The organism is Adonisia turfae CCMR0081 (assembly GCF_011009555.1).
Taxonomy (GTDB): Bacteria; Cyanobacteriota; Cyanobacteriia; order Phormidesmidales; family Phormidesmidaceae; genus Leptothoe; species Leptothoe turfae.
The window spans coordinates 6,829,972-6,837,636 of the sequence record NZ_QXHD01000004.1 but is presented as its reverse complement, the minus strand read 5'-3'; the positions used below and the strand labels follow the sequence as shown (position 1 = coordinate 6,837,636).

The window sequence follows — 7,665 nt, the reverse complement described above, 5'->3', positions numbered from 1 at the left end:
ATATTCACAATAGGCGCATAGTCCATGATGGTGGCGGCTAGAGGGCCAGAAGCCATGACAGGTGGTCCTTTGGGTAAGACATTTAAGACACTGGGTGCCACCCCAAAAGGGCATTTGAGCATGGCTCCAGCAACAACTTGCATTCCCATAATTTACCTCCAGTTAATTCAACTTCAACAAACTCCCTGCCACCTTCGTCATCCCCGAACACTGAACATTTACGGTCGCCTTCCCCTTCACATCCACCATCGAGCCCTCCATTTTCGCCGTTGCATTTGCCTTTATATTCACCTGAGTTCCCGAAATATCCACCCCCGTAGAACTCACAACAATCTTACTACCACCAACCTTAAGCGTAATCTTCGTCGCTCCGGTTAGCGTGATTTCACCGCCATTAATATTAATCTTCTCACTGTTACCACTCGTGCCTGATTTCGCATTAAGGCTACCGGTGGAGATAATATCTACCTTCTTGCCATTATCATCCATCGAAATTTGATGACCATTCTTAGTCTTAAGCTCTATCTTTTTATTCTTATCGTCAAACTTGAGCTCATGCCCGTCTTTCGTTTTGAGGTCAATATATTTATCAGTGTCATTGAAGTGAAGCTGATGCTTATCCACTGTGGTTAAATACACACCTTTTTTACTATCACCCTTATCTTCTTCCACAAATTGCAAAGTATGCCCTAGGCGAGTTTTTAGAGTTCTCAAACGAACCTTACCATTGGCAATGGTTTCCTCTGTTTTCTCCGGTGGTGCATCTTTACCGTTCCACACTCCCCCTAAAATGTAGGGTCGATGTATATCCCCATGTTCAAAGGCAACTAGCACTTCGTCGTTAATCTCAGGTAGCCAGTCAACCCCCCGGCTGGGTCCTGCTCCCATAGACACCACCCGTGCCCAGTTACTCATGTGGTCTTCGGTTAGAGTGGGCAGTTTTACCCTGACTCTTCCCCACCCTTTAGGATCTTTGTTATCGGCAACAACCCCCACCATTAGGGTCTGCCCTGGCAATAGCGTATTTTTAGTTTCCAACGTTTGTAACAAGTCGCCACCACGCAGTCCTCGTACCGAAAACTCAGTCATGTAAATGCGCTCGTGGAGCACATGCCGGGTCTCGGTAATATAGTAACTGCCGCTATAGTTACCCATACCCGTGAGTTTAACCACTCGCCCTGGTCGGATTGACGGATCGCCCTCACTGCGAGCATCAGCCTGGACAAACTCTCCACCCACTTCGTCATAGAGCGCCTGAGCCATGGTTTGAGCCTCTTTAGCTTGGGAGATCGGCTGATCAACCATGATTAACGTCGGTGTTTTGGGTTTACCATCAAAGCTGCTAACAGTTTTACTACCGTCACCACTATCGGTATCAGTTAAAACCTGTTTTGCTTTACTAATGGTTTCAGAAATTACCTCTTTTCGGCTATAATCCCAACCCCGCACTTCCACACTTTTGACCTGCTCAGCACTGCTTACGCGCACACGAAAACTGTGGATATCCTGTAGCCATTCTAGGGACAGAGTGCTGTCTTTTGTCGGTTTACGAAAGTTGAGCTTGCCATCTTGAACAAATAGTTCAAACCCATGGCGAACAGCTCGTTCCCGCAAAAACTCCATATTGGTCTGGTTCTGCTGAAACACATAACCACTAGAACCACCGATATCTCCGTACCCATAGGGTCCTCCGGTGGAGTCCACTGTCCCTGTAGAAATACCAACTTCTGAGGCAACGGATTTAACAATATCAGAATCCGTTTTATTTTGAAATGAACGGTTATGACGTCCTCGATGCAAGCGATGGGAAGCATCGTAACCACGAATAATGATAGGAGCTTGGGCTTCACTGGTGAAATGGGTTTCAATCGCTGTGATTTCTCCTTTGATCACCGTGCCTTTGTTCTCTTCGTCAAATTCGTCTGACTCGGTGGTACTGGAGGTAAACCCGATTTCTATCGATTTGCCAATCTCAAATAGTTTCTCGTGTTTCCAGACTTGATAATTTTCTTCACCAGCGTAGTAATCATTCTGAATTACCAGGGTAAACATTCCTGGCAGATGTAAACTTTCCTCCACCACGATTTGTAAAAGATCCTCCATTAAATCACTGGAGGCGGCTTTGCCATCGATCTTCAGTGTAGGTGTGGCGACAAACTTGGTGGCAGCCATAAAGAAGCTTCTTACAAAGAGAACTTGATTTTAAAGAGGTAATGTCAACAGAACATGGAGGTAATTACCAGTTTCTGAAAATAAAAAACAATTGCTTTTACGTATTTTCACGTCAAGCTTCTATGACGCCCCTGCTCCCTTGCCATCTGCCTTTCTATAACAAATGGCCAGGCACAAGGCCATCTCCTACTTACTTTCATGCCCTCGTTTTTATCTAGCGGCTACTGCTACCTCGACTAGGTGTCCCTGTATTGCCTGAGCCACTGGTCTCACCAATTTCTTGCAGAGTTATATCCACTGTTGCCCTTACTGGAGTGCCATCAGGCAAAAACATAGTTAGCTTATAGGAAAGTGACTGAACAAAACAACGTAAATATTCTTGTTTTCCCCAAGTAAAGATATACATAGGAGGACGTTCTTTACTGTCTAAGAATTCAACCGCCTGTCGAAAATTTTCGATGTGTTTGTCGAGTACATTTTCGCCTGTCTCATAGGTGTCAAACATCAAACCACCAAGGGTGATGCTATAGGGGTCCGGTGAGCCAAAGCTAATTTTAGGAACACCATCATCCGTGCGGGCACCACCAGACGAATTGAGATTCATCTTACGACTAAAACTCAATTCAGTTGGATTAAACATAAACTCGATATTGCTACCACCTCCTTGGGCAATGAGTTTGGCTTTGACAAATTGGCTCATGGTTCGATCTAATGTATGGTTCGATCTAATGTTCGGACGGATAACTTTTCAAATTTGATTGAGGTTTATCTAGGGTATTTAGGTCCTCTACGCTCCTGTTCTAAAGAAAGTCGTTGTCGCAATAGGCTATAAACTTCTTGAACTAGCATCTCTAAATACTTGCTGTAGTTGTGGCTATCATCGGTTTGTGCATCGGCTGATACAGTAACCGTAGAGGAATTGTCTGGACTAGCTTGAATAACTACTGTGGGCTTGGTCGAAGATACTGGGCTTGCTACTTGGTGTTGAACAGTAACTGTAGCTGGCTTGGCAAGTTTGACAGTGGGGCTTGCTGACGTTATTTGGCTAGGTTTTGATGTTGATTTTCTAGCAGTGGGGCTAGACTGTTGAGAAGATGCTTTTTTCGTAGACTGATGACCTGACAATTTACGCTGTACAGGTGTCACTAAATTTTCTAAATTAGACCCATTGCCAGGGATATTGGTAATAGCATGTTGCTGTTGACTAGAACCATTGTTAACGTTAGAGACCTGGCGCTGAATTGTGTCAGAGTTGGTCTTTGATGGTTGCGTTGTAGATTCTGAATCTGTATTTGTAGGTTGATCAAAGGCAGGGGAGTTCTGTGGGTGACTGTTGGTCAGGTCTGCAACTAATGATTCTAGAGTAGACCACTCACCAGGAATGTCGTTGATTGTCTGGCGTTGAATTGTGGAGCTTGATGAGGGTAACTCTGAGGCAGTAGAGTTACCTTTCAGGGATGTTTGAGATGGTTTACCGTGTAACGATGGCAATGGTTCCAACACGCTTAGCGATCTGAGTACCGCTAGCGATTGTTTCTGTCTAGAAGGGGTTAAGACATCTTTATGAGTTGAAGTGATACTCGTGGATATAGATGTCGCTGACTTGTCTTTTGTCTCTGAAGAACGTTGTAACTTTGGGGAATCGAAGGCGATATTCGACGAACGTTGTCCAGTGGATTTCAAGCTTGCAAATTCTCCTCTACCAGACTCAGGCGACTGAATTTGAGTATCACCTAACTGCATCGAAGAATTGTTTGATGTCCCAAACTGAGTAATCTGCTCAGCCACAGAATCACTAATCACGTCCCGTTGGACTGTAGTTGGTTCTATGGGAGTCTGTTTGGATTCAGATAGTGTGTTGTTAGCTAGGCCATGCTTCTTATTCTCTTGCGATGGCTGTAGAACAGGTGGCTGGCCACTTATTGCAGACAAGTTGCTTCCGTTAGGATGATTGGACCGCTGACTATTTTCTAACGGTGTCTGGTTCAATGGTAATGTGGCTGATTGACTTACTTCAGACCGGTTGAAATTGGCAACTTGACGCTGTATAGGTGAATCAGGCGTTGGACTGTTTGCGCTATCAGAATGCCGCGTCGTTGGTTCTTGGATATTGGTTACATTATTAACCGACCTCGTCCGAGATGGAGAACTGTCAGTTAGCTGACCTGGCTTAGGCACGCGTTGAACCGATGGCGTTGCGTCAGAGCCTAGCGCAGCATCATGTAGTTCATTAATCTGAGTTTCTGACCAGCCCTTAAGAGATGCTGCATCCGTTTGGTTTAAGACATCGGGATCTGACGCAGTAGGCTGTGTTAGATCAGTAGTACGTTGAACTGAGCCTGTTGAGGTGACATCAGATTGTCCATGACTTGATTTCTGAATCGTCTGGCTTTCCGTTAACCTATCGGGATGATCTGTATCCGTTGAGTTTAAGGTTGATGTTGTTTGACTTGCCTCAGTTACGTGTTGAATCGAAATGGCTGACGTAGCAATAGGTTGAACGTTATTTAATTTGCTAACTTGATTCTCTTCTGATGAGTCATCAAAAGATTGAGACAGACCATAGGAAATTGATTCACTCGGCTGTGTTGAGTTAGGGACTCGTTGGATTGATTCTGTTGGCCCAGAAATGGCTTGCTCATGGTTTTGTTCTTGGATAATCTGATCTATTGATGAGCGATCAGGGGGTGCTATATTTTCTTGGCTAGGTTTATAGACATCTAATGCGGTGGGCTGACTTGACTCGGTTGCACGCTGAACAGACGTTGCTGAGTGAGAAATGGATTGAACATCCTTTAAATTCTGAGTCTGAGCTTCGCCTGATAATTTGTTGGAAGATTGGGTTAGCTTATCAGGAGAAATGGATGTGGTAGTTTGTGTGACTTCGTTAGTGCGTTGAATCGGATTGATTGAGTCAGAAATGGAGTGTACATCACTTACTTCTTGAATGATCTGCTCTGCTTTCTGAGGACAAGATATGTCCGTTTCAATTGAGCCTGGTGATGCTAAGTGAACTGACTCATATACACGTTGAACCGGCACTTCCAAACTAGATGTAGCAGCTTGAAGGTCTTTCAATACGTTGACTTGAGTTTCTTTCGAGCAATCATCAGAAGATTGGGTTAGCTCAGGAGAAACGGATGAAGTTAATTGAGGGGAAATAGTACGTTGGATTGAGGTTGGTGAACTAGAAATGGGGCGCTCATCACTCGATTCTGGAATATCCTGGGCCGCTTTCAAGCTGTCAGGAATGGCTACATCTGTTTGGTTTGACTGATGAGAACCTGATGCGGTGGCCTGGTTTAAATTAGTGGCACGTTGAACCATCTCTGTTGGGCCAGATGTTGGATCAGATGTTGGGCCAGATGTTAGGCCAGCAACGGATTGACCAGTACTCGATTTCTGAATAGTAGTCTTGACCTCAGGCGCATGATGAGGGTGAGCGATGTCTGTTGGGATCGGGGCTGATGTGATTGTTTGACGTGGTTCATCCGCACATTGAATTGATCCTGCTGAGGTGGCAACGTGTTGAACATTGCTTGATTCGTTAACCTGAATGTCTGGAAAATTGTCAGAAGACACTCTATCGGCCTCAATTGAGGTTGCTACTGTTGGCTCAACAGTAGTATGTTGAACAGGTTCAGCTGAGGTAGACGTATCTTGAGTATCACTCTTATGATTGAATTCAGTCTCTGCTGACTGCTGAGAAGACAGTTGAGAAGACAGTTGAGATAATGGCAATTGAACAGCTATAGAATTATTGCCTACATCGCTTGAACTTGGAGACCTTTGAACCTGACTATGGGAGGTATTTTGAGCTATTGTTGGAAGATCTGGTGTGACTGATGCTTGACTGACTGCAGTTCGGTCTTGAGGAGATATCTGATCAGCAACGTTCTTACTTTGTATAGGCTCTATCGTAGAACGCTGAACAGACCCCATTGACTCAGGTGGTATTGCTGGAGTCCCAAGATCTAATGCTGGACTGTTAAATGTGGGATCTTGCTGATTAGAAAGTGTCGGATCCTGCTGATTAGATAGGGACAGTTCTATCTGTGGATGTATAGATGGTGAATCCTCAATATTGTCTGGCGTGCCAGACAAATCGCTGGGCTGTCGTTGGATTGGGGCTGAGGCCGTTGGAGACAAATTCGCCTGGGGTGATATTTCAGTCTGGTCTAATGCAGTCTGGATTTCAGGGGAAGAGGTTAGCTGATTGGCGACGAATGCCGACTGATTTGCGGCTTGAATCCCATCTGGAGCAGCAGAGGACTGAAGATTTTCCTGTTGGTTGGAATCAGTTGATGGCGCTGATGTAATCTTACTAGGGTTTACAGCTTGCTGCATCGAGATAGACGGCTGCGACTCATCTTTTGATTGAATCTTGTTCTCAGTCGAAAAATCTCTTTGGGGAAGGATTTCATTTGAGTCAAAAGATTGGGATTCAGTATTAGATACCTCTGAAAAGCACTGAATAGATGAGTCCTTAAGTGGTACTTCTGGAGTGAAGGAAGCACTGGCACCTTTAGTATCAGATAGTTGAGTTGGGTTTATCTGATGTGATTCGTGAGACACTAATGGAGTTAATTCAATCGATTCAGCTGCCCGCTGACTTGACTTGACTGAATTAGAGATAGATTGAATGTCGCTTGAAAACTCATTTGTCTGAGGGTCATTGGGCAACGGTTGAGCCGCATTAGCTGAACCCAATTTGTCAGAAACTGAGTTGGATGGCGACTTGGATTCGGTTACCCGTTGAATTGATTCAGTTTGGTGGGAAAGGGATTGACTCGAGATTGAGACATCAGGCAATGAAGCCTCGGAAGGATTGTTGATAGGGGGTTGTTGAGAAACAGTTGGTTGGTTGGAAGCGCGGGAGATTAGTGTATCGGCTTGACTATAGGTAATATCAGTTGTGGTTAATTCAGAATGTAACTGTTGAACTGAAGGAGATTTATCTGGTTCGATAGTCTGTGGACTCTCTGCTATGTCTGTTGCTCGCTGGAGAGTGCTATGAATATTCGCTGTCGGTAACGTATTAGAGTGATTATTTGATTTGTGTGCGATCGCATCCCCAACCACCTGCGTTGTTTCTACTGGTCCTGAATCATTAGAGACCTTGGGTGACCCTGATAAATCAACTCTCCGTTGAACTGATTCTTCTGAGTTAGCAACAGATTGGCTATGGCTCAAATTCTGAATAGTCTCAGTTTCGGCAAGATTATTAGCCGATAGCTGAGTTGCGTCCGTTTGGCCAAATTCAATAGACTGAGTTGTATCTACTTGCGCTGATTTGTTAGACTCCCCAGTTGACTGAATTAAATCCGCTGAGCGTTGAACTGGTGATTCCAAATTATCACCGGATTGATCATTACCTGAATTCTGAATAGTCTCAGTTTCGGCAAGATTATTAGCCGATAGCTGAGTTGCGTCCGTTTGGTCAAAGGCAATAGACTGGTCTGTGTCTACTTGCGCTGATTTGTTAGACTCCCT

The 7,665-nt window shown here is 44.7% G+C and carries 3 protein-coding genes and 1 pseudogene; all 4 read right to left on the bottom strand.

Features of this window, described 5'->3' with window-relative positions; genetic code table 11:
• Window positions 1-122: pseudogene (locus tag DXZ20_RS33040) on the bottom strand (DUF4280 domain-containing protein); the annotation flags it as partial.
• Window positions 123-162: 40 nt separating this feature from the next.
• The gene (locus DXZ20_RS33035) at window positions 163-2,172 is read right to left on the bottom strand and encodes a VgrG-related protein (RefSeq protein WP_163670569.1); all 2,010 of its coding nucleotides are present in this window, start codon (window positions 2,170-2,172) and stop codon (window positions 163-165) included.
• A 214-nt stretch (window positions 2,173-2,386) separates the two neighbouring features.
• Entirely contained in the window at window positions 2,387-2,872 is a 486-nt protein-coding gene (locus tag DXZ20_RS33030; protein ID WP_163670567.1) for a CIS tube protein, read from the bottom strand.
• 65 nt (window positions 2,873-2,937) lie between these two features.
• Window positions 2,938-7,665, bottom strand: a 4,728-nt coding sequence (locus tag DXZ20_RS33025; protein WP_250566013.1) for a hypothetical protein, incomplete at its 5' end; no start/stop codon positions are given.

What these genes read in the sequence shown, in the direction of transcription:
- DXZ20_RS33035 (WP_163670569.1), bottom strand. Translation starts at nt 2,172, where the DNA reads ATGGCTGCCACCAAGTTTGTCGCCACACCTACACTGAAGATCGATGGC.
- DXZ20_RS33030 (WP_163670567.1), bottom strand. Translation starts at nt 2,872, where the DNA reads ATGAGCCAATTTGTCAAAGCCAAACTCATTGCCCAAGGAGGTGGTAGC.